Origin of the sequence: Hydrogenophaga sp., assembly GCF_030158645.1 — a bacterium.
Taxonomy (GTDB): domain Bacteria; phylum Pseudomonadota; class Gammaproteobacteria; order Burkholderiales; family Burkholderiaceae_C; genus Hydrogenophaga.
In genome coordinates this window covers 82,548-101,581 of record NZ_JAOASO010000159.1, presented here as the reverse complement: position 1 = coordinate 101,581, position 19,034 = coordinate 82,548, and the positions used below count along the sequence as shown (strand labels likewise).

Annotated in this window: 19 protein-coding genes; 8 read left to right on the top strand and 11 right to left on the bottom strand. The window is 65.6% G+C overall.

All coding sequences use genetic code 11. The annotated features are described in order from the left end of the window. Together Q1W68_RS17200 and Q1W68_RS17195 are read right to left on the bottom strand one after the other, a co-directional pair. A partial coding sequence (locus Q1W68_RS17200) for a DNA gyrase subunit A (protein ID WP_300717162.1) occupies window positions 1-700 on the bottom strand: 700 nt, incomplete at its 3' end. A gap of 18 nt (window positions 701-718) precedes the next feature. Further along, window positions 719-2,689 carry a DNA topoisomerase IV subunit B gene (locus Q1W68_RS17195; protein ID WP_300717161.1) on the bottom strand — a complete coding sequence of 657 codons (1,971 nt, stop codon included), beginning with the start codon at window positions 2,687-2,689 and terminating at the stop codon, window positions 719-721. A 166-nt stretch (window positions 2,690-2,855) separates the two neighbouring features. Between Q1W68_RS17195 and Q1W68_RS17190 the strand changes: the two genes are divergently transcribed. From Q1W68_RS17190 to bamC, 5 genes are all read left to right on the top strand, one after another. Next, window positions 2,856-4,091, top strand: a complete 1,236-nt coding sequence (locus Q1W68_RS17190; RefSeq protein WP_300717160.1) for an MFS transporter — start codon at window positions 2,856-2,858, stop codon at window positions 4,089-4,091. Continuing rightward, window positions 4,088-4,297, top strand: coding sequence for a hypothetical protein (locus Q1W68_RS17185; RefSeq protein ID WP_300717164.1), 210 nt, complete (start codon window positions 4,088-4,090; stop codon window positions 4,295-4,297). The genes Q1W68_RS17190 and Q1W68_RS17185 overlap by 4 nt, the downstream gene beginning before the upstream one ends. Continuing rightward, window positions 4,297-4,851 (top strand): class I SAM-dependent methyltransferase, encoded by a 555-nt coding sequence (locus Q1W68_RS17180; RefSeq protein ID WP_300717159.1) that lies wholly within the window; start codon window positions 4,297-4,299, stop codon window positions 4,849-4,851. Before Q1W68_RS17185 ends, Q1W68_RS17180 begins: the two co-directional genes overlap by 1 nt. A 74-nt stretch (window positions 4,852-4,925) precedes the next feature. Next, on the top strand, window positions 4,926-5,822 hold the full coding sequence (gene dapA, locus Q1W68_RS17175; protein WP_300717158.1) for a 4-hydroxy-tetrahydrodipicolinate synthase: 897 nt from the start codon (window positions 4,926-4,928) through the stop codon (window positions 5,820-5,822). Window positions 5,823-5,874: 52 nt separating this feature from the next. After that, window positions 5,875-7,014 carry an outer membrane protein assembly factor BamC gene (gene bamC / locus Q1W68_RS17170; protein ID WP_300648805.1) on the top strand — a complete coding sequence of 380 codons (1,140 nt, stop codon included), beginning with the start codon at window positions 5,875-5,877 and terminating at the stop codon, window positions 7,012-7,014. Window positions 7,015-7,071: 57 nt separating this feature from the next. On the opposite strand, the gene Q1W68_RS17165 is transcribed toward bamC, so the two are convergent. Both Q1W68_RS17165 and Q1W68_RS17160 read right to left on the bottom strand, forming a co-directional pair. Further along, window positions 7,072-7,587, bottom strand: coding sequence for a hypothetical protein (locus Q1W68_RS17165; RefSeq protein WP_300648807.1), 516 nt, complete (start codon window positions 7,585-7,587; stop codon window positions 7,072-7,074). Window positions 7,588-7,628: 41 nt separating this feature from the next. Then, on the bottom strand, window positions 7,629-8,780 hold the full coding sequence (locus tag Q1W68_RS17160; protein WP_300648809.1) for a cupin domain-containing protein: 1,152 nt from the start codon (window positions 8,778-8,780) through the stop codon (window positions 7,629-7,631). Between the two features lie 14 nt (window positions 8,781-8,794). Here Q1W68_RS17160 and Q1W68_RS17155 point away from each other — a divergent pair, with 14 nt between their 5' ends. After that, entirely contained in the window at window positions 8,795-9,346 is a 552-nt protein-coding gene (locus Q1W68_RS17155; RefSeq protein WP_300648811.1) for a peptidylprolyl isomerase, read from the top strand. A gap of 11 nt (window positions 9,347-9,357) precedes the next feature. On the opposite strand, the gene dut is transcribed toward Q1W68_RS17155, so the two are convergent. The 7 genes from dut to xseB all read right to left on the bottom strand — a co-directional run bounded on the left by dut (window position 9,358) and on the right by xseB (window position 16,753). Then, window positions 9,358-9,807, bottom strand: coding sequence for a dUTP diphosphatase (dut, locus tag Q1W68_RS17150; RefSeq protein ID WP_300648813.1), 450 nt, complete (start codon window positions 9,805-9,807; stop codon window positions 9,358-9,360). 23 nt (window positions 9,808-9,830) lie between these two features. Next, entirely contained in the window at window positions 9,831-11,633 is a 1,803-nt protein-coding gene (locus tag Q1W68_RS17145) for a TRAP transporter large permease subunit (RefSeq protein WP_300648815.1), read from the bottom strand. A 2-nt stretch (window positions 11,634-11,635) separates the two neighbouring features. Continuing rightward, a complete protein-coding gene (locus tag Q1W68_RS17140) occupies window positions 11,636-12,235 on the bottom strand; it encodes a TRAP transporter small permease subunit (protein WP_300648817.1) in 600 nt (199 codons plus the stop codon). Window positions 12,236-12,403: 168 nt separating this feature from the next. Next, window positions 12,404-13,483 carry a TRAP transporter substrate-binding protein gene (locus Q1W68_RS17135; protein WP_300717157.1) on the bottom strand — a complete coding sequence of 360 codons (1,080 nt, stop codon included), beginning with the start codon at window positions 13,481-13,483 and terminating at the stop codon, window positions 12,404-12,406. Between the two features lie 164 nt (window positions 13,484-13,647). Next, on the bottom strand, window positions 13,648-15,543 hold the full coding sequence (gene dxs, locus Q1W68_RS17130) for a 1-deoxy-D-xylulose-5-phosphate synthase (protein WP_300648821.1): 1,896 nt from the start codon (window positions 15,541-15,543) through the stop codon (window positions 13,648-13,650). A gap of 47 nt (window positions 15,544-15,590) precedes the next feature. Further along, entirely contained in the window at window positions 15,591-16,490 is a 900-nt protein-coding gene (locus Q1W68_RS17125; protein WP_300659415.1) for a polyprenyl synthetase family protein, read from the bottom strand. 8 nt (window positions 16,491-16,498) lie between these two features. Then, on the bottom strand, window positions 16,499-16,753 hold the full coding sequence (gene xseB / locus Q1W68_RS17120) for an exodeoxyribonuclease VII small subunit (protein WP_300659417.1): 255 nt from the start codon (window positions 16,751-16,753) through the stop codon (window positions 16,499-16,501). A gap of 230 nt (window positions 16,754-16,983) precedes the next feature. Between xseB and Q1W68_RS17115 the strand changes: the two genes are divergently transcribed. Then, window positions 16,984-18,138, top strand: coding sequence for an aromatic ring-hydroxylating dioxygenase subunit alpha (locus Q1W68_RS17115; protein ID WP_300717156.1), 1,155 nt, complete (start codon window positions 16,984-16,986; stop codon window positions 18,136-18,138). A gap of 3 nt (window positions 18,139-18,141) precedes the next feature. Then, entirely contained in the window at window positions 18,142-19,032 is an 891-nt protein-coding gene (locus Q1W68_RS17110; RefSeq protein WP_300648827.1) for a DMT family transporter, read from the top strand. Window positions 19,033-19,034: the final 2 nt, after the last annotated feature.

The following is a 19,034-nucleotide window of genomic DNA, read 5'->3' as shown; positions in this document are numbered from 1 at the left end:
CGCCGGGGTAGTCGGGGCCGGGCAGGATGGCGAAGAGCTCGTCGTCGGTGAGCTTCGGGCTCTTGATGAGGGCCACGCAGGCGTCGGCCACTTCGCGCAGGTTGTGGCTGGGGATCTCGGTGGCCAGGCCCACCGCAATGCCCGAGGCACCGTTGAGCAGGTTGAACGGCAGGCGCGCGGGCAGCTGCTTGGGCTCCACCGTGGAGCCGTCGTAGTTGGGCACAAAGTCCACCGTGCCTTCGTCGATCTCGTCGAGCAGCAGCGTGGTGATCTTGGCCAGCCGCGCTTCGGTGTAGCGCATGGCCGCCGCGCCGTCGCCGTCGCGCGAACCGAAGTTGCCCTGGCCGTCGATCAGCGGGTAGCGCTGCGCGAAGTCCTGCGCCATGCGCACGAGTGCGTCGTAGGCTGCCTGGTCGCCGTGCGGGTGGAAACGGCCGAGCACATCACCGACCACGCGCGCACTTTTCACCGGGCGCGCGGCCGTGTTGTTGTTGGGCCCGCTGAAACCGAGACCCATGCGGTCCATGCTGTACAGAATGCGCCGCTGCACCGGCTTCTGGCCGTCGCACACGTCGGGCAGCGCGCGGCCTTTGACGACGGAGAGCGCGTACTCGAGGTAGGCGCGCTGCGCGTAGTTCGCGAGGTTCAGGCCGTCGTCCGGCTCGGACAAAGGCAATTCGGGATTCAGGATGTCGGACATGCGTCGGTTCTAAAAGGGTCAGATGTCCACGTCGACCGAGTCGCCGTGCAGTTCCATGAGCTCGCGGCGCGAAGCGGCTTCGCCTTTGCCCATGAGCTTGGTGATGAGGGCCTCGGTGTCCGCGAAGTTGATGGCGCCCAGCACCACCGGCATGAGGCGGCGCGTGTCGGGGTTGAGCGTGGTGTCCCACAGCTGCTCGGCGTTCATCTCGCCCAGTCCCTTGAAGCGGCTGATCTGGCACTTCTCGGGCGGCACGCCGTCCTTGGCGCATTTGTCGAGGATGGCGTGCAGTTCACCGTCGTCCAGCGCGTACTGTTTGGCCGCGGGCTTCTTGCCGCGCGCGGGAATGTCGACGCGGAACAGCGGCGGACGCGCCACGAACACGTGGCCGGCCTCGATGAGTTTGGGGAAATGGCGGAAAAACAGCGTGAGCAGCAGCACCTGGATGTGCGATCCGTCGACGTCGGCATCGGACAGGATGCAGACCTTGCCGTAGCGCAGGCCGCTCATGTCGGGCGTGTCGTTCGGGCCGTGCGGATCGACACCGATGGCCACCGAGATGTCGTGGATCTCGTTGTTGGCAAACAGGCGGTCGCGCTCGACCTCCCAGGTGTTGAGCACCTTGCCGCGCAGCGGCAGCACGGCCTGGCATTCCTTGTCGCGGCCCATCTTGGCGCTGCCGCCGGCCGAGTCGCCCTCGACCAGAAACACCTCGTTGTGCGCCAGGTCCTTGCTCTCACAATCGGTGAGCTTGCCCGGCAACACCGCCACGCCCGAGCCCTTGCGCTTCTCGACCTTCTGGCCCGCCTTCTGGCGGAACTGCGCGGCCTTGATGGCGAGTTCGGCCAGCTTCTTGCCGTAGTCCACATGCTGGTTGAGCCAGAGCTCCAGCGCGGGGCGCACGAAGCTGCCGACCAGACGCACCGCGTCGCGCGAGTTCAGGCGTTCCTTGATCTGGCCCTGGAACTGCGGGTCGAGCACCTTGGCGGAGAGCACATACGAGGCGCGGGCAAACACGTCTTCGGGCAGCAGCTTCACGCCCTTGGGCAGCAGCGCGTGCAACTCGATGAAGCCTTTGACCGCCTGGAACAGGCCGTCGCGCAAACCGCTTTCGTGCGTGCCGCCCGCGCTGGTGGGGATCAGGTTCACATAGCTCTCGCGCACCGGCTGGCCGTCTTCGGTGAAGGCCACGCACCAGGCCGCGCCCTCGCCTTCGGCAAAGCTGTCGTGCCCGCTGTCGGCAAAGCCTTCGCCTTCGAACAGTGGAATCACCGGTTCGCCGTTGAGCGTTTGTTGCAAATAGTCGCGCAGGCCACCCTTGTAAAGCCAGGTCTGCACATCCTTGGTCTTTTCGTTGACCAGCGTCACCGTCACGCCGGGCATCAGCACCGCCTTGCTGCGCAGCAGGTGGGTGAGTTCGGCCATCGGCAACACGGCGGATTCGAAGTATTTGGGGTCGGGCCAGGCGCGCACGGTGGTGCCCTGCTTGCGGTCGCCCTCGCCCTTCGGCGTGATGACCAGGGCTTCGATCACGTCACCGGCGGAAAACGCGAGCTTGGCCACCTGGCCTTCGCGGTAGCTCGTCACCTCCAACCGGGTGGAGAGCGCGTTGGTCACGCTCACGCCCACGCCGTGCAGGCCGCCCGAGAAGCTGTAGGCGCCGCCCTTGCCCTTGTCGAACTTGCCGCCCGCGTGCAGCCGGGTGAACACCAGTTCAACCACGGGGGCCTTTTCTTCGGGATGCAGGCCGAACGGGATGCCGCGGCCGTCGTCTTCCACGCTCACCGAGCTGTCGGCGTGCAGCGTGACCTTGATTTTTTTGCCGTGCCCGGCCAGGGCCTCGTCGGCCGCGTTGTCGAGCACTTCCTGGATGATGTGCAGCGGGTTGTCGGTGCGGGTGTACATGCCCGGCCGCTGCTTGACCGGCTCCAGTCCCTTGAGGACGCGGATGGAGCCTTCGGAATACACGGGGGGAGTTTGGGTTGCCATGGGGGCGGATTGTAAGCACCGGAGCTCCCAAAGACTGTATGAAGATACAGATATCCACTCCTCAAGCCCCTGTGATGCCCCCGCAGCATCAATCGACGCATGCGATATCAACACCCCAGCCCGGCGGCGACAGGTCAAGGTCGGGCTTCTTCGCTACAGTCGCCCGATGTCTTCCGTCCCTCCCACCCACGCCCCGCTCTCGACCTTGCAGGTCCTGGCCTGCGGCGCCCTCATCGTCACGCTCTCCATGGGCATCCGCCACGGCTTTGGCCTGTGGCTGCAGCCCATCACCCAGGCCCAAGGCTGGACCCGCGAGAACTTCGCCTTCGCGCTGGCGATTCAAAACCTGTCCTGGGGCCTGTTCGGCATCTTCGCCGGCATGGCCGCCGACCGCTTTGGCGCGTTTCGCGTGCTGATCGGTGGCGCACTGCTCTACGGCCTGGGCCTCACCGGCATGGCCTTGACCACCACGCCCATGACCTTTGCGCTCACCGCTGGCGTGCTGATCGGTGCCGCGCAGGCCGGCACCACCTACGCCGTGATTTACGGCGTGATCGGGCGGCAGATTTCGGCCGAGAAACGTTCCTGGGCCATGGGTGTGGCCGCAGCGGCGGGCTCGTTTGGCCAGTTCCTCATGGTGCCGGTGGAAGGCTGGCTGATCAGCAGCTTCGGCTGGCAAGAGGCGCTGCTGTTCCTGAGCGCCGCCGTGCTGCTGATCGTGCCGCTGGCCTGGGGGCTGCGCGAGCCAGGCTTTGCGAGCGGCAGCGCGCCGGCGCGCGAGCAGACCATCCTGCAAGCGCTGCGCGAGGCCTTTCGCTACCGCAGCTTCCAGTTGCTCATGGCCGGCTATTTTGTGTGTGGCTTCCAGGTGGTGTTCATCGGCGTGCACATGCCGAGTTACTTGAAAGACAACGGCCTGTCGCCGCAGGTGGCGAGCTACGCGCTGGCGCTCATCGGCCTGTTCAACGTGTTCGGCACCTACGCGGCCGGCGCGCTCGGCCAGCGCATGGCCAAGCGGCACATCCTGTCGTTCATCTATTTCGCGCGGGCGGTGGTCATTGCCATCTTCCTGATCGTGCCGCTCTCGCCCATGAGCGTGTATGTGTTTGCCAGCGTCATGGGCCTGCTGTGGCTCTCCACCATCCCACCCACCAACGCGGTGGTGGCCCAGATCTTTGGCGTGGCGCACATGTCCATGCTGGGCGGCTTCGTGTTCTTCAGCCACCAGATCGGCAGCTTCATGGGCGTGTGGCTGGGCGGCGTGCTGTACGACCGCACCGGCAGCTACGACATCGTCTGGTACATCTCGATCGCACTCGGGGTCTTCGCGGGTCTGATCAACCTGCCGGTGCGCGAGACCCCCATCGTGCGCACGCCACAGCGCGTGGGAGCCACCGCGTGAATCTGGACCCCCACGCTCCGCCGCTGCGCGGGTCGCTGCCCCCCAAGGGGGCTGAGCCGCCTTCGGGCGGCCGTGCGGCGGCTCGCCTCTGGCAGCGCGCCCTGGTCTGGACCGGCGTGGTCGCGGTTCTGCTGGGCACATTTGCGCTCTACAACCAGCCCGGCTTTCTCGTGAATCTGGCCGATCAGCTCTGGAGCTGCTTCTGATGCACGGCACCGAAGCACCATCGGCCTGGGTTCAACGCTGGTCTCACCTGACCCCCCACGCTGGATCGGTGCTCGACGTCGCCTGCGGCCACGGCCGCCACCTGAAGTGGTTCGCGCAGCGAGGCCACCCGGTCACCGGTGTGGACCGCTCGCCCGAGGCCATCGAATCGGTCAAACCCTTCGGCCGCGCCGTGCTGGCCGACATTGAAAACGGTCCCTGGCCCCTCGATGGCGAGACCTTCGACGCGGTGATCGTGACCAACTACCTCTGGCGCGCACTGCTGCCGGTGATCACGCGCAGCGTGGCGCCCGGCGGCGTGTTGATCTACGAAACCTTTGCCATCGGCAACGAGAGCGTGGGCAAACCCTCGCGGCCCGACTTCCTGCTGCAGCGCGGCGAACTTTTGCTCGCCTGCGAGGGTCTGCAGGTGGTGGCGTATGAAAACGGCTTTTGCGAGCGGCCCGAGCGCTTCGTGCAGCGCATCGCGGCGGTGCGAAAACACCCGGGAACACCCGACTCGCCGCCCCGGTATCCGCTGGATGCCACTGGGTAGAATGCACGATTCGCGCGAGATGCCGCGCCCTGCGGGGCGCCACTGCCAACGCGCACCCATTTGAGCCTGCAGCAATGAACACCATCACCGGCAGCATCGTGGCCCTGGCCACCCCCCTGCATGAAGACGGCAGCGTGGACTACCCCACCCTGCGCAAACTCATCGACTGGCACATCACCGAAGGCACGGACTGCATCGGCGTGGTCGGCACCACCGGCGAGTCGCCCACCGTCACGGTCGAAGAGCACTGCGAAATCATCCGCGTCTCGGTCGAACAGGCCAAGACACACGGCGACAAGCGCGTGCCCATCATGGCCGGCTGCGGCGCCAACTCCACCCGCGAAGCCATTGAACTCGCTCGCTTCGCGCAAAGCGTGGGCGCCGACTGCCAGCTTCAGGTCGTGCCCTACTACAACAAGCCCACGCAAGAAGGCCAGTACCAGCATTTCAAGGCGATTGCCGAAGCCGTGGGCGACCTGCCCACCGTGCTGTACAACGTGCCCGGCCGCACCGTGGCCGACATGCACCACGAGACCGTGATTCGCCTGGCCCAGGTGCCCGGCATCGTCGGCATCAAGGAAGCCACCGGCAACATCGAACGCGCACAGTGGCTCATCCGCGAAGCGCCCAAGGGGTTCGCCATTTACTCGGGCGACGACCCCACCGCCGTGGCGCTCATGCTGTGCGGCGGCCAGGGCAATGTGAGCGTCACCGCCAACATCGCCCCGCGCCTGATGCACGAACTCTGCGTGGCCGCCATCGCCGGCGACGTCAAACGCGCCATGGACATCCAGTTCCGCCTGATGCCGGTGCACAAGCAGCTGTTCTGCGAGGCCAACCCGATTCCGTTGAAATGGGCCATGGCCCGCATGGGCCTGTGCCGTGAGACCATGCGTCTTCCGCTCACCCCCATGTCGCGCCATCTGGTGCCCCAGGTCGAAGGCGCGCTGCAACAAAGCGGCCTGATCTGACTCCAACCCACTTCTGTCCACCCCACACACCCGGTCTCCACCGAGCTCCCCCATGTCCACTCCCGCTCTGAATCAGACCTCCCGCCTCACGACCTGGGCCGGCGCTGCCGCGTGGTCCCGCCTGGGCCTGGTGGCCGCTGCAGCCCTCATCGCCTCAGGCTGCTCCATGCTCCAGGAAGACAAGATCGATTACAAAAGCGCTCAGCGCGGCAGCACGCTGGACGTGCCACCCGACCTGACCCAACTCAGCCGCGACACGCGCTACAACGTGCCTGGCACCACCGTCACCGCCAGCGGCTACCAGGCCGCCCAGCCCACCCAGGCCACTTCCGCCACCACCGCGGTGAACAAGGTGGGTGACGTGCGGATCGAGCGCGCGGGCAACCAGCGCTGGCTGGTGATAGACCGCCCGGCCGACAAGCTCTGGAGCCCCGTGCGGGACTTCTGGCAAGAGAACGGCTTCCTGCTCGACATCGACCAGGAAGCACTGGGCATCATGGAAACCGACTGGGCCGAGAACCGCGCCAAACTGCCGCAAGATTTCATCCGCTCCACCATCGGCAAGGTCTTCGAGAACCTCTACTCCACTGGCGAACGCGATCGTTTCCGCACCCGCCTGGAGCGCACCGCCAACGGCGGCACCGAGGTTTACATCAGCCACCGCGGCATGGTCGAGGTGTACTCGTCCAAGGACAAGGACCAGACCGTCTGGCAGCCGCGCCCGGCCGACGTCGAACTCGAAACCGAGTTTCTGCGCCGCCTGATGGTCAAGCTCGGTGTGACCGAAGCCCAGGCCCAGGCCGTGACCGCCACCGCGCCGGTGCAGGCCGCCGCCAAGGTGGTCACGGTGAACAACGCGCCGGTGGTGCAGTTCGAGGACAACTTTGACCGCGCATGGCGTCGGGTGGGTCTCTCGCTGGATCGCACTGGCTTCACGGTGGAAGACCGGGACCGCAGCAAAGGCATCTATTTCGTCCGCTACGTGGAACCCGTGACCAACGCCACCGAACCGGGCTTCTTCAGCAAGCTGTTCGGCGGCTCCAAGAAAGAGGCGTCCACCGAGCGCTACCAGGTGGTGGTGCGCAGCGCTGGCACCGCGACCACCGTTTCCGTGCTGGGCGCACAGGGCCAGGCTGACGCGTCGGCCAATGCCCGGCGCATCACGCAACTGCTGGCCGACGATCTGAAATAAGCGCACACCGCGCCCCGACCGCAAGGCCGCCTCCGGGCGGCCTGTTTCATGGCGGGTTCACAACCCGAGGTGGCTCGCGGGAAACGACGGTGTGCTGCGGAGCCAGCACTCGTTCACACGCTCCTGCAAAGCCACGCGCCGCTCGGCATCTTCGCTGGCCACCAGCGTGTTGCGCAGCGGGTCCAGCCGCTCCAGCGTCCACACCGGTGAGCCGATCGCGCTGGGCAGCTCAGCGCCTGCGGCGCCCACGCAGGCGTGCGCCTCCACCAGGTGCGACCAGGTCACGCGCCACTGCACAAACCGCGGGTGCAACAGGCGCAACTGGTCGTAGTGGCGCGCCAGCATCTTGAGCGTTCGTCCGCGGCGCGCCCATCGGTTGAGGGCATCGACCACGGCGCGCTCGCCCAGCGGCCAGTCGGCAAAGTCGGGGTCGCTCAGGGTGATGTGGCTCCAGCCCTGGTCCGCGGCCACCTCGAACGCCAGGCGCACGGTGTCGGCAAACACCTGTCTTCCTTGCAGGCGGCCTGTGGGCAGGGCGGGCCGCGCGGTGTCGGCGGGATCGGGTTCCGTCATGGCGAACTCCTGGTGGGGGGATCAGCAAGCCCGGGATGGCTTCACACGCAGTGCAGCCACCCGGCCTCGAACCAGTCCTGCAGCAAGGCCTGTGCACCTTCGCTGGCGCGTTGCACCTGCCGCGCATCCAGGCCACGCTCATCGGCCAGGCGCTGCATCAGGCGCGCGTCGGCACCACCCGCGCGAAAGCTCTCGCCGTTGATGAACACGTGGCGCGGGTCGTACATCATGCGGGTGCGGCGGTCCAGGCGCACGGCGCCCGCCACCCAGTCGCCCTGTGCCTCGTCAAAAAAGACGCGCGGCTTGGGCTCGGTCATCACCTCACCCAGCGCGCAGGCGAGCGATTGCCGTTCGGCCAGCAGGCGCTGCAAGGCATCCACCGCGAACGCTTCCAGCCCATCGGGCATGGCACCCGGATGGGCGGTGGCGGGCTGGTTCGGGTCGCGGTACAGCGTTTCATCGTCCAGTTCGTCGGCCATGCGCTGGAGCAATTCACCCGCCAGTCCGCCGCGCTGCGGTGCGCGAAATCCGATCGAATACGTCATGCAGTCGCCGCCCACTGCATCACCGTCGTGCGCCCAACGCGGCGGCAGGTAAAGCATGTCGCCCGCTTCGAGCACGTGCTCTTCCTCCGGCTCGAAGTTCTTCAGGATCTTCAGCGGCACGTCGGGCTGCAGCGTCAGGTCTTTCTGGCGGCCGATGCGCCAGCGGCGCTGACCACTGGCCTGCAACAGGAACACGTCGTAGCTGTCGAAGTGAGGCCCGACACCCCCGCCTTCGCTGGCCCAGGACATCATCAGGTCGTCCAGCCGCGCATCGGGCACAAAACGAAACCGCCTCAGCAATTCGTGCACCGCGTCGTCATGCTGATCCACGCCCTGCACCAGCAGCGTCCAGCCCGACTGTTTGAAGGGTGGCAACGCACTGCGCTTGAACGGCCCCGACTTGAGTGCCCACCCCTGGGGCTTGCGCACGATCAGGCGCGACTCGACGGCTTCCTGGCCAGCCAGATCGAACAACGCCGAGCGGCTCAGGATCGGTTGGAAGTCGGGAATGGCCTGGCGGATCAGCAGGGGGTTTTTCTGCCAGTGGCGTCGCATGAACTGCGCCGGTGACAGGCCGCCCAGCAGACTCAAAGGGACTTGCGTGGCGGCGGCCGTGGCCTTTGGCCCAGAGGTTTCGGGTTTGAACATGGGACAATTGTCGGATGAAAATCACCCAACAATGCGTCGTGGCGCTGACCTGGACCCTGAAGGACACGCTGGGCGAAGTGCTCGACGTGCTCGAAGAACCCGTGGAGTTTCTGGTGGGCGGCAGCGACCTGCTGGCCAAGATCGAAGAGGGTCTGCTCAACCACTCGGTGGGCGACACGATCGAGCTGCACCTGGAGCCTGTGGACGGCTTCGGCGACTACGACGACACACTGCTCTTCCTGGAGCCGCGCCACCTGTTTCCCGACGAGCTCGAAGAAGGCATGGGTTTCGAAGGCCTGCCACCCGGTTGCAACCCCGCCGCACCGCGCGATCGCCTGTACTTCGTGAGCGACATTTATCCCGAACACGTGGTGCTCGACGGCAACCACCCGCTGGCGGGCATCGCGTTGCGCATCGCGATGAAGGTGCACACGGTGCGCGAAGCGACCGAGGCCGAGGTGGGCAAGGGCTCGATGGGCACCGGCTTCTTCCGCATGCAGGTGGACGAACCCGACGAACTGCAAGGTCCCGGCATCACGCCGCCGGGCCCACACACGCTGCATTGAAGCCAGCCCGGTCAGCTGCGGCCGGTTGAGCCGTAGCCCCCCGCACCGCGCTCGCTCGCGGATCCGAAGTCGTCCACCACGTTGAACTGTGCCTGCACCACGGGCACGATCACCATTTGTGCGATGCGCTCCATGGGTTCGATGGTGAAGGGCACGCCGCTGCGGTTCCAGGCGCTCACCATGAGCTGGCCCTGGTAGTCGCTGTCGATGAGTCCGACCAGGTTGCCCAGCACGATGCCGTGCTTGTGGCCCAAGCCTGAACGGGGCAGGATCATGGCGGCAAAGCCTGGGTCGGCGAGGTGGATGGCCAACCCCGTGGGCACCAATTGCCAGGCGTTCGGCGCCAGGGTCAACGGCGCGTCCAGGCAGGCCCGCAAATCCAGCCCCGCGCTGCCACCGGTGGCGTAGGCGGGGAGCTGATCCGCCATGCGCGGATCCAGCACTTTCACATCGATGCGCATTCAGCAAACTCCTGTCTGGCGGCTCATTGGGGTTTCTTCATCGATTCTTCGAGCGCCTTGCCGGGATCGACCTCGGGCTCGGGCGGGGGTGGCTCCAGGCCGGGCGGCGTGGCGGGCGCCCCTGCCTCGGCCGCGGGCTCGGTGCCCTCCGGCTCGGGCATCTCGGGCGTTTCTTCCATGTCGGGCATGTTGCGCAGCATGTCGGTCACGGCGGCATCGTCCACCACCACCTTGGCACCCAGGCTGCCCGTGACCAGCGTGGGGTAGGCGATGACCACCACGACCATGATCAGCTGCAACACAATGAAGGCGATCGAGCCTTTGTAGATTTGGGCGGTGGTCACAGCCGGAATGCGCTGCTTGGTCACGTGATCGGTGTAATCGCTGCGCGCGGCCACACTGCGCAAGTAAAAGAGTGCGAAGCCGAACGGCGGCGTGAGAAACGAGGTCTGCAGGTTCATGGCCAGGATCACACCGAACCAGATCAGGTCGATGCCCAGCTTGTCGGCCACGGGCGCCAGCAGCGGGATCACGATGAAGGCGATCTCGAAGAAGTCAATGAACATGCCCAGCACGAACACCAGCAGGTTCACCACGAGCAGGAAGCCCATCTGACCGCCCGGCATCTTGTCGAACAGGTGCTCCACCCAGATGTGGCCATCGGCCGCGTTGAAGGTGAAGCTGAAAACCGTGGAGCCGATCAGGATGAACAGCACGAAGATGGCCAGCTTGGTGGTGCTCTCCAATGCTTGTTTCAGCAGGTCGAAGGTCAGGCTGCGGCGCGCGCCGGCCATGACCATGGCGCCCAGTGCACCCATGGCGCCGCCTTCGGTCGGCGTGGCGATGCCCAGGAAGATCGTGCCCAGCACCAGGAAGATCAGCACCAGCGGCGGGATCAGCACAAAAGTGACTTGCTCCGCCAGACGGGACAGCAGCCCCAGGCGGAACAGGCGGTTCAGCAAGGCCAATGTCAACGCCAGGATCGATCCCACCGTGATCGACATGATGACCACCTCGTCGCCCGCCGGGCTCGTCTGGCGCTCGATCAGCGGGTTGATGATGGACTCGTGCAACTGCGACCACACCACACTGACCGCCGCGCACAACAACAGCAGCACCAACAATGAGCGGTGACCGCTGGAGCCATCGGGCTCGTTGTAGATGCGCGCCTCGGCCGGCAGCGCCGGCACCCAGCCCGGCTTGACGATGGCCACGCCGGCGATGAAGAGCAGGTACAGCCCCACCAGCAACAGACCGGGGACCAGGGCACCGGCGTACATGTCGCCCACCGAACGACCCAACTGGTCGGCCAGCACGATCAGCACCAGCGAGGGCGGGATGGCCTGCGCCAGCGTGCCCGACGCGGTGATGGTGCCGGTGGCAATCGTGCGGTTGTAGCCATAGCGCAGCATGATGGGCAGCGAGATCAGGCCCATGGAGATCACGGCGGCCGCGACCACGCCGGTGGTGGCCGCCAGCAGCGCGCCCACCAGGATCACCGCCACGGCCAGGCCGCCGCGCACCGGGCCGAACACCTGCGCCACGGTGGACAGCAGGTCTTCGGCCATGCGGCTTCGCTCCAGGATGATGCCCATGAGCGTGAAGAAGGGGATGGCCAGCAGCGTGTCGTTCTGCATGATGCCGAACACCCGAAGCGGCAAGGCCTGGAACAGGTTGGACGGGAACAGCCCGGCTTCCATGCCGATGAAACCGAAGAACAGGCCGGTGGCGGCCAGCGCAAAGGCGACGGGAAAACCGGACAGCAGGAAGACCAGCAGTCCCCCGAACATCAGCGGGACAAAGTTGGCAGCGATGAAAGCGGTCATGATCAGTTGGCTCCCTTGAGGCGCTTGTCGGCTTCTTCGAGCAGTTGCTGGGCCAGCAGCTCTTCATCGCTGGGGCCCGCCAGGGCCAGCACGTCGGGGCCGTTGCCGGTGAGGAACGCCAAGCGCTTGATGAGTTCGCTCACGCCTTGCAGGAACAGCACCGCAAAACCCAGCGGGATCAGGCCGTACACCGGCCAGCGGATCAGCCCACCCGCGTTGGACGACATCTCGCCCGTGTTCCAGGCGCGTTCGAAAAGGGGCCAGCCCAGCGTGGCCATCATGTAGCACAGGGGAAACAGGAACACCAGGATGCCGAACACGTCGACCCAGTTGCGCCCGCGCGGGCTGAACTTGGACGAGATGAAATCGATGCGCACATGCGCGTTGCGCAAGAAGGCGTAACCGCTGCCCAGCATGAAGACCGCGGCGAACAGGTACCACTGGATCTCCAGCAGCGCGTTGGAGCTGCTGTCGAAGAGCTTGCGCACGATGGCGTTGCCCGCGCTGATCAGGGTGGTGGCCAGGATGAACCACATGACCAGCTTGCCGATCAGATCGCTCATGGCGTCGATCAGCCGGGATATTTTCAACAGGAATGGCATGGAGTTTCCCCTGAGGGAGTGAACGCAAAAAGAGTCGCAGAGTCTACCGAACCGGCAGGTGCGACCAGCTTGCAACGCCGACGATCCACGCACCGTCAAGGCTGCGCCGCACGATTCGAGCAAAAAACCCCGCCAAGGCGGGGCTTCGGGCTCGGATCGCGATGCCGCTTACAGCTTGGCGGCTTGCATGTAACGGTCAAACTGCGCTTCGGTGAAGCGGAACCACAGGTTCTGTTCCTTGCGGAACGCCGAGTAGTCGTTGTAGATCTTTTTCCATTTCGGATTCTTCCCGCTGATGTCCGCGTAAAGCTCCATGGAGTTCTTGAACGCGGCGTCCAGCACCGGCTTGGGGAAAGCCAGCACCCGGGTGCCAGCGGCCACCAGCTGCTTGAGAGCGGTGGGGTTCAGGGCGTCGTAGCGGGCCTGCATGGTGGTGTGGGCGATGGCCGCAGCGCACTCCACGATGGCCTTGTTCTCGGGTGAGAGCGCGTTGTAGGCCTTGTTGTTGACGTACAGCGAGAGCTGTGGACCACCCTCCCACCAGCCGGGGTAGTAGTAATTCTTGGCCACCTTGTTGAAGCCGAGCTTCTGGTCGTCGTACGGGCCGACCCACTCGGTGGCGTCGATGGTGCCTTTCTCCAGCGCCTGGTAGATCTCGCCAGCGGGAATGTTCTGCGGCACACCACCCATGGTGCTGAACACCTTGCCGGCAAAGCCGCCGATGCGCATCTTCAGGCCGTTGATGTCGGCCAGCGTCTTGATGTCCTTGCGGTACCAGCCGCCCATTTGGGCACCGGTGTTGCCCATGGGGAAGTTGACAATGTTGTAGTCCGTGTAGAACTCGCGGAACAGCTTCATGCCGTTGCCTTCGTACATCCAGGCCGTCATCTGGCGGCTGTTGAGGCCGAAAGGAATCGCGCAGTCCAGCGCGAAGGTGTCGTCCTTGCCGAAGAAATAATAGGGCGCGGTGTGGGCACACTCCACGGTCCCCTCCTGCACACCATCGACCACACCGAAAGCGGGCATGAGCTCGCCACCGGGATGCACGGAGATCGAAAACTTGCCGCCCGACATTTCGCCCACCTTCTTGGCGAACACGTCGGCCGCACCATAAATGGTGTCGAGCGCCTTGGGGAAGCTGGAGGCCAGCCGCCAGCGGATGGCGGCCTGAGCGTGCACCGCGGGGGCGGCACCAGCTGCCAGCACACCGGCCACGCCGGCGTGCTTGATCATTGAACGACGATCCATTTGATTGACTCCATGGTTGATGGGAAACATCCGGCCCGACAAGTGAGGTGAGGGCCTTGTCAAGTCCATGGAAATTGTAGGAACGCCCCCTCGGCAAAGCCCCGGGGTTTTCCCTCGCACGACGGCCTTCGTCCGAGGCCGTGATCAGAAACCGCCGGAGCCGCTCAGCCCACGACCTTCAAACCGGGTGCGGCGTGCAGCAGCGATTCGAAGCGGGCGCGGATGGACGCTTCGATGCCGACGGCATCGAGGCCCAGCGCGGCGAGCAGCTTGCCGGGATCGCCGTGCTCCGAGAACTCGTCGGGCAAGCCCAGCGCGAGCACCGGCACGTTGATGCCTTCGGACTGCAAGGCCTCCATCACCGCGCTGCCCGCGCCGCCGGGCAGGCAGCCCTCCTCCACCGTGACCAGCGCCTCGTGCGAAGCGGCCAGTTCGCGCAGCAGCTCCACGTCCAATGGCTTGGCCCAGCGCATGTTGGCCACGCTGGCGCCCAACTTTTCAGCGGCGGCCAGCGCGGGGTGCAGCAACGTGCCGAACGCCAGGATGGCAATGCCTTTGCCCCGACGACGCACTTCTCCCTTGCCGAAGGGCAGGCCGTCCAGGCTGACAGGGATCGTCGCGCCCACACCGGCACCGCGCGGGTAGCGCACCGCCACCGGCTGGTTTTGCGCATGCGCGGTCGACAACAACTGGCGACACTCGGCCTCGTCCGCAGGACAGGCAATCGCCATGTTGGGAATGCAGCGCAGGTAGGCGATGTCGTAAGCACCCGCGTGGGTGGCGCCATCGGCCCCCACCAGGCCCGCACGGTCCAGCGCAAACACCATGGGCAGGTTTTGCAACGCCACGTCGTGGATGAGCTGGTCGTAGCCGCGCTGCAGGAAGGTCGAGTAGATCGCGACCACAGGCTTGAGGCCTTCGCAAGCCAGTCCGGCGGCAAAGGTCACGGCGTGTTGCTCGGCGATGCCGACGTCGAAATAGCGCTTGGGAAAACGGCGCTCGAACTCGACCATGCCCGAGCCTTCGCGCATGGCGGGCGTGATGCCCACCAGTCGCTCGTCGGCCGCGGCCATGTCGCACAGCCACTGACCAAACACCTGGGTGAAGGTGGTCTTGGGCGCTGCGGTCGACTTGACGATGCCCACCGCCGGGTCAAACGTGCCCGGGCCGTGGTACGCGATCGGGTCGTTCTCGGCGAGCTTGTAGCCCTGGCCTTTTTTCGTCACCACGTGCAGAAACTGCGGCCCGCTGTCGGTTTCCAGCAGGTGGCGGATGTTTTCCAGCGTGGGGATGAGCGAATTCAGATCGTGCCCGTCAATGGGGCCGATGTAGTTGAAACCGAATTTCTCGAACAGCGTGGCCGGCACCACCATGCCCTTGGCTTGCTCTTCCAGGCGCTTGGCGAGTTCAAACAAGGGCGGCGCGCCCTTGAGGACCTGCTTGCCGACGTTTTTCGCAGCCGAGTAAAACTGCCCGCTCATGAGCTGGGCGAGGTAGCGGTTGAGCGCGCCCACGGGTGGCGAGATCGACATGTCGTTGTCGTTGAGCACCACGAGCAGACGGCCCTCGGCGACCCCGGCGTTGTTGAGTGCTTCGAACGCCATGCCGGCGGTCATGGCCCCATCGCCAATGATGGCCACGGCGTTGCGCTGCTCACCCTTGATCTTGGCGCCCATGGCCATGCCGAGCGCGGCGGAGATGCTGGTGGACGAGTGCGCGGTGCCGAAGGTGTCGAACTCGCTTTCCGAGCGGCGTGGGAAACCGCTGATACCGCCCAGCTGGCGCAGCGTGCTCATGCGGTCGCGCCGGCCGGTCAGGATCTTGTGCGGATAGGTCTGGTGACCCACGTCCCAGACCAGGCGATCCTCGGGGGTGTTGAACACATAGTGCAGCGCCAGCGTGAGCTCCACGGTGCCGAGGTTGGAGCTCAGATGGCCACCGGTTCGCGCCACGCTTTGCAAGAGGTAGTTGCGCAGCTCGTCTGCCAATGGCAACAACTGCGCGCGGCTCAAGCGACGCACGTCGGCCGGAGACTCGATGGAAGACAGCAGGGAACTCATGGGCAAGGATGCTCGGGTCATGAATGATTGAACAGGGCCATTGGGCCTCAGGAGGCGCGACGACCCACCCAGTCGGCCAGGGCGTGCAGGGTGCCGGGCTGTTGAATGCCGCTGTGCCGCAAGGCCTCGTGAGCCTGCTCGAGCACGCGATCGGCGTAGGCCTGAGCGGCCGCCAGCCCCATCAGGGACACAAAGGTGGGCTTGTCGGCGGCGGCATCTTTGCCAGCCGTCTTTCCCAGCGTAGCCGAATCGGCGGTCACGTCAAGGATGTCGTCCACCACCTGGAAGGCCAGACCCACGCAGGCGCCGTATTCGGCCAGGCGCGCTTCGGTGCCGGCCGACACACGCGCCGTGGCCGCGCCCATCATCACGCTGGCCTGCAGCAAGGCGCCGGTCTTGTGCCGGTGCATCGTCTCCAGCGCGGGCTGGTCCAGGGCCACCCCCACGCTGGCCAGATCGATCGCCTGGCCCCCGGCCATGCCACCCGAGCCGGCCGCCAGCGCCAGCAGGCGACACAGCCGCGCCGACATGGCGGGCTCCACGCTGCCGTCGTCGGGCACCAGCAACTCGAATGCGAGCGCTTGCAGCGCATCGCCCGCCAGCAGGGCCTGCGCTTCACCAAACTGCACATGCACCGTGGGTTTGCCACGGCGCAGCACGTCGTTGTCCATGCAGGGCATGTCGTCGTGCACCAGCGAATAAGCGTGGATCAGTTCAACCGCGCACGCTGCACGCAGCGCAGCGCTGGCGTGGCCGCCCACAGCCTCACACGTGGCCAGCGTCAGCAAGGGGCGCAGACGCTTGCCACCGTCGAGCACGGCGTAACGCATGGCATCGCCGAGGCCGGCAGGCGCCTGGGCGGGCACCCACTGGGAGAGCGCACGCTCGACCGCGGCCTGCTGTGCTTCGCGCCAACCGGCAAAGGTGGAGGTGGGTTGAGAGACCATGGTCTGAGTCATGGTTGGTCCCAGGGTTTGAGCTCGCCGCCCTCCAGCACCTTGATCTGGTTTTCCACCGCTTCGAGGCGGGCGCGGCAGAAGGCGAGCAACTCGGCGCCACGCTGGTAGCGCGTGAGCAGCTGGTCCAGCGGCAACTGACCAGCGTCGAGCTGGGACACGAGTTGTTCGAGCTCTTCGAGCGCGGCCTCATAGCTGGCGGCGATGGGCTGTGCGTCGGCGGCTGAAGGGGAAGTCTTGGGAGTGCGGGGCACGGCAGGGATGGGTTCGTTCACGTGGTTCATTCTAAAGTGGGCACGCTTTTGCAGACCGGCGCTCGCCGGTGGGTACTGCCCCGGGGGGTAGAATTCGCCCCTTTTTCATCACTGACGGGCCTCAACCGCCCGGAGGGACGCACCACTCCACCCATCCCGCGCGAATTCGTCTCACGAGCACAGCGCTTACCCTGCCCCTTCATAGGGGGAGTCTCTAGGTCAGGACCACGATGTCTGATTTAAGTCTTCAACTGCAGCAGGCCGCAAGCCAACTTCAGGTTTCCAGTTACTTCGACGAGGCGCTGTTCCAGCGCGAAAAGGAAGTCCTCTTCCAGCGCGGGCCCCGGTATGTGGGGCACCAACTCGCCGTCCCCAACGTGGGGGACTACCACGCCCTGCCGCAAGAAGCCGGCGGGCGCGCCTTGGTGCGCACCGCCAGCGGTGTGGAGCTCGTCTCCAACGTCTGCCGCCATCGCCAGGCCATCATCCTCAAAGACCGGGGCAACCTGCAGGAAACCCGCAGCGGCAGCGCGGGCGGCAACATCGTCTGCCCCCTGCACCGCTGGACCTACAGCGGTGTTCAAGGTGGCAAGGCGGGCCAGTTGCTGGGCGCCCCCCATTTCGAACGCGACCCGTGTCTCGACCTCAACAACTATCCGCTGCGCGAGTGGAACGGCCTGCTGTTTGAAGACAACGGCCGCGACGTGGCCGCCGACCTGGCGAACATGGGCCCGCGCGCCGCGCTCGACTTCGAAGGCATGGTGCTCGACCATGTGGAACTGCACGAGTGCAACTACAACTGGAAGACCTTCATCGAGGTCTACCTGGAGGACTACCACGTGGCACCCTTCCACCCCGGCCTGGGTGGCTTCGTCACCTGCGAAGACCTGCGCTGGGAGTTCAAACCCGAGTACTCGGTGCAAACCGTGGGCCCGGCCAACCTGCTCGGCAAAGCCGGCAGCCCGGTGTACCAGCGCTGGCACGAACAGCTCATGCAGTACCGCCAGGGGAAGATGCCCGAGCACGGCGCGATCTGGCTGACCTACTACCCCCACATCATGGTGGAGTGGTACCCGCACGTGCTCACGGTCTCCACCCTGCACCCGGTGAGCGTGGACAAAACCATCAACATGGTGGAGTTCTACTACCCCGAAGAGATCGCTGCCTTCGAGCGCGAGTTCGTCGAAGCCCAGCGCGCCGCCTACATGGAGACCTGCCTGGAAGACGACGAGATCGCCGAGCGCATGGACGCCGGGCGCAAGGCGCTGCTGGCGCGAGGCGACAACGAGGTCGGCCCTTATCAAAGCCCGATGGAAGACGGCATGCAGCACTTCCACGAGTGGTATGCACGGAAGATGACCTTGACCACACCGCCTGGAGCCTGATACGTGCAGGCTCTCTGGATGGTCTTGGCGTCGTTGTTTTTTGCCACCATGGGCGTGTGCATCAAGTTTGCATCGACCCACTTCAACAGCTTCGAGATCGTCTTCTACCGTGGTCTGGTGGGCGTGGTGTTTCTGGTTGGACTCACCCGTGTGCAAGGCGTCGCGCTCGGCACCAGCCTGCCCATGATGCATCTGTGGCGCAGCGTGGTGGGCGTGACCGCACTCACGTCCTGGTTCTACGCCATCGCGGTGCTGCCGCTGGCCACGGCCATGACATTGAATTACATGAGCAGTGTGTGGATCGCGGCCTTTCTGCTCGGGGGTGCGCTGCTGGTGCAGGGACGCAACGCACCGATTCGGCAGCAGTCGCCACTGTTCCTGGCGGTGCTGGCAGGCTTCGGTGGCGTGGCCATGATGCTGCGGCCCACGCTGGGTGAGGGGCAGGCGGTCGGTGCACTGGTCGGTCTGATGTCCGGCATCTTTTCGGCCTTTGCCTACCTCCAGGTGGCGGCACTGGCCCGCGCCGGTGAACCCGAAGGGCGCACGGTGTTTTATTTCTCCGTGGGCGCGGTGATCGCCGGTGCGCTGGGCATGGCGTTCGCGGGTGCGAGCGAATGGCACTGGCCCAGCGCGCTCTGGCTGCTGCCGATCGGACTGCTCGCGGTGTTCGGACAACTCTGCATGACACGCGCCTATTCCAGCGGTGCCACCATGGTGGTGGCCAACCTGCAGTACTCGGGCATCGTCTTTGCGGCGCTTTACAGCCTCACCATTTTTGGCGACCAGTTGCCCCTGGTGGGCTGGCTGGGCATGGGTCTGATCATCGTCAGCGGCATCACCGCCACGGCGTTGCGTGCCCGTGCCGTGCCCAACGCGCCCGCCGAGGAACACTGACG

Coding starts and splice junctions, on each gene's coding strand:
- Q1W68_RS17195 (WP_300717161.1), bottom strand. CDS start 2,689: ATGGCAACCCAAACTCCCCCCGTGTATTCCGAAGGCTCCATCCGCGTC.
- Q1W68_RS17135 (WP_300717157.1), bottom strand. CDS start 13,483: ATGGATCGTCGTTCAATGATCAAGCACGCCGGCGTGGCCGGTGTGCTG.
- dut (WP_300648813.1), bottom strand. CDS start 9,807: ATGCGCATCGATGTGAAAGTGCTGGATCCGCGCATGGCGGATCAGCTC.
- Q1W68_RS17180 (WP_300717159.1), top strand. CDS start 4,297: ATGCACGGCACCGAAGCACCATCGGCCTGGGTTCAACGCTGGTCTCAC.
- bamC (WP_300648805.1), top strand. CDS start 5,875: ATGTCCACTCCCGCTCTGAATCAGACCTCCCGCCTCACGACCTGGGCC.
- Q1W68_RS17140 (WP_300648817.1), bottom strand. CDS start 12,235: ATGCCATTCCTGTTGAAAATATCCCGGCTGATCGACGCCATGAGCGAT.
- Q1W68_RS17115 (WP_300717156.1), top strand. CDS start 16,984: ATGTCTGATTTAAGTCTTCAACTGCAGCAGGCCGCAAGCCAACTTCAG.
- Q1W68_RS17160 (WP_300648809.1), bottom strand. CDS start 8,780: ATGTTCAAACCCGAAACCTCTGGGCCAAAGGCCACGGCCGCCGCCACG.
- Q1W68_RS17165 (WP_300648807.1), bottom strand. CDS start 7,587: ATGACGGAACCCGATCCCGCCGACACCGCGCGGCCCGCCCTGCCCACA.
- Q1W68_RS17125 (WP_300659415.1), bottom strand. CDS start 16,490: ATGGTCTCTCAACCCACCTCCACCTTTGCCGGTTGGCGCGAAGCACAG.
- dxs (WP_300648821.1), bottom strand. CDS start 15,543: ATGAGTTCCCTGCTGTCTTCCATCGAGTCTCCGGCCGACGTGCGTCGC.
- Q1W68_RS17190 (WP_300717160.1), top strand. CDS start 2,856: ATGTCTTCCGTCCCTCCCACCCACGCCCCGCTCTCGACCTTGCAGGTC.
- Q1W68_RS17155 (WP_300648811.1), top strand. CDS start 8,795: ATGAAAATCACCCAACAATGCGTCGTGGCGCTGACCTGGACCCTGAAG.
- dapA (WP_300717158.1), top strand. CDS start 4,926: ATGAACACCATCACCGGCAGCATCGTGGCCCTGGCCACCCCCCTGCAT.
- Q1W68_RS17145 (WP_300648815.1), bottom strand. CDS start 11,633: ATGACCGCTTTCATCGCTGCCAACTTTGTCCCGCTGATGTTCGGGGGA.